This window comes from Aminobacter sp. MET-1, assembly GCF_026521175.1.
GTDB lineage: Bacteria > Pseudomonadota > Alphaproteobacteria > Rhizobiales > Rhizobiaceae > Aminobacter.
In genome coordinates this window covers 1-1974 of record NZ_JAMSHL010000054.1, presented here as the reverse complement: position 1 = coordinate 1974, position 1974 = coordinate 1, and the positions used below count along the sequence as shown (strand labels likewise).

Genomic DNA, 1974 nt, shown 5'->3' with positions numbered 1-1974 from the left:
CGTTGCCTCGACTGGCCAACCGCCCAGGGCGAAGCCTTCCTCCGCCGTGCCATCGAGGTCAAAAACGTCTGGGTCCCGTACGGCGACTGAGGGGAGTGAGGCAGTAAGGAGTAGGGGAGTGGAGCAAAAACTCTGCCTTACTGCCTTATTCCCCTACTGCTCTAATCCCGCAAATCACGAGAGCATGCATTCATGAAAATCTATCTTGCCGGCCCCGAAGTCTTCCTGCCCAACGCGCGCGAGGTGCTTGATCGCAAGATCGAGTTGACCAGGCGCTACGGCTTCGTCCCGGTCTCTCCCGGCGATCTCGAAGTGCCGGCGACCGACACCAAGCGGGCGAAGGGGCTTGCCATCAGCTCGATCAACGAGCGCCTGATGACGAGCGCCGACATGATCATCGCCAATCTGACGCCGTTCCGTGGCATCGCGGCAGATATCGGCACGGCCTTCGAGCTTGGCTTCATGTGCGCCCGCGGCTGCCCGGCCTATGCGTTTTCCAACATGGTTGGTGATCACTATGCCCGTGTCGCGGGGCTCTATGCCGGGCGCATCGAGGCCGACGCGCAGGGCAGGCCGCGCGGGCCGGACGGACTGGCCGTCGAAGATTTCGAGATGATCGACAATCTCATGCTCGACGGCGGCATCGAGGCGCGGGGCGGCACGATCGTCACGCGCGAGGTGGCAGTCGAGGCGCTGTACACCGACCATCAGGCATTCGAACAATGCCTGCGGCTGGCGGCTGCCAGGTTCCTGCGCTGACATTCACGGAAAGGGAGATATGTTGATGGATCGTGCCGATATCGTCGTCCTTGGAACCTTTGTCGCCGACCTGGCATTCAAGGCCGAGCGGCTGCCCGTCGTCGGCGAGACGCTGCTTGGCCAAGGTTTTGCTATGGGGCCGGGCGGCAAGGGCTCCAACCAGGTCATTTCAGCCGCACGCGCCGGCGCGCGGTCCGCGATGATAACCCGTGTCGGGCAGGATTCTTTCGGCGAGATGGCCAGACAGACCTGGTCGCGGGACGGGGTGAACACGTCACACGTGCTGATCGACACGGTCGCGCCGACGGGGGCGGCGTTCATCTTCGTCTCTTCGGAAACGGGCGACAATGCGATCATCATCGAGAGTGGCGCTGCGGCCAATCTGAGCCCCGCCGATGTCCGTGCCGCGGAAGGGCTGATCAGCCGCGCCAAGGTCTTCGTCACCCAGTTCGAGCAGCCCATCGAAACGGCCATCGAAGGCCTTCGCCTGGCGCGCAGCCACGGCGTCATCACCATCCTCAATCCGGCGCCCGCGATGCCGGTCGACGATGCCATCTACGTCAATTGCGATTTCGTCACCCCGAACGAGACTGAAGCCGCGGCATTGACCGGGATCGATACGGCAACAGACGAGGGCGCCCTTCAGGCGGCAGCCAGCCTGGTCAGGCGCGGCGCGCGCAATGCGCTGATCACATTGGGCGCAAAGGGTGCGTTGCTGCACGGCGAGGCCGGCACGCATTTTGTCCCGGCCTTCAAGGTAACCAGGGTCGTCGACACGACGGGAGCGGGAGATGCGTTCAACGGCGGTTTCGCCGTAGCCATATCCGAAGGCCGCAGCCCGGTCGATGCAGTCCGTTTTGGTGCAGCGGTTGCAGCCCTTTCAGTGCAGAAGCCCGGCACCGCACCTTCCATGCCGATACGGGCCGATATCGACGCCTTCATCCGCGCCAACGGCTGAGGTCGACAGGGCCAAGGACGTGCGGCTGGATCGCCGCCGCGTCAATCCTTCCTGAAGATGATCCTTCCGAGCCATCCCGTGAGCATTGCGAGGCCGATGGCAAAGAGGCCGTAGCCGAAGCCGTGGTCGGAGGCGAAGCGGAAGATGGTCTGCTCGAAGCCGGACTTGACGATGGCGAGCTGGGTCGAGGTTTCCTTGATGAACAGGCCGTTGCGGAACAGGAAGGCGCGCGCCTTGTGGGTGCCGACGGGCACGTT

At 63.7% G+C, this 1974-nt stretch carries 3 protein-coding genes; 2 read left to right on the top strand and 1 reads right to left on the bottom strand.

Annotated elements, in window-relative coordinates; genetic code table 11:
* Positions 1–192 precede the first annotated feature (192 nt).
* Positions 193–759, top strand: coding sequence for a nucleoside 2-deoxyribosyltransferase (locus NDO48_RS28955; RefSeq protein WP_267322876.1), 567 nt, complete (start codon positions 193–195; stop codon positions 757–759).
* A gap of 19 nt (positions 760–778) precedes the next feature.
* On the top strand, positions 779–1717 hold the full coding sequence (rbsK, locus tag NDO48_RS28950) for a ribokinase (protein ID WP_267322875.1): 939 nt from the start codon (positions 779–781) through the stop codon (positions 1715–1717).
* Between the two features lie 41 nt (positions 1718–1758).
* Here the strand turns inward: rbsK and NDO48_RS28945 are convergent.
* Positions 1759–1974: TIGR02186 family protein (locus NDO48_RS28945; RefSeq protein ID WP_267322874.1), on the bottom strand; the 216-nt coding region annotated here is incomplete at its 5' end.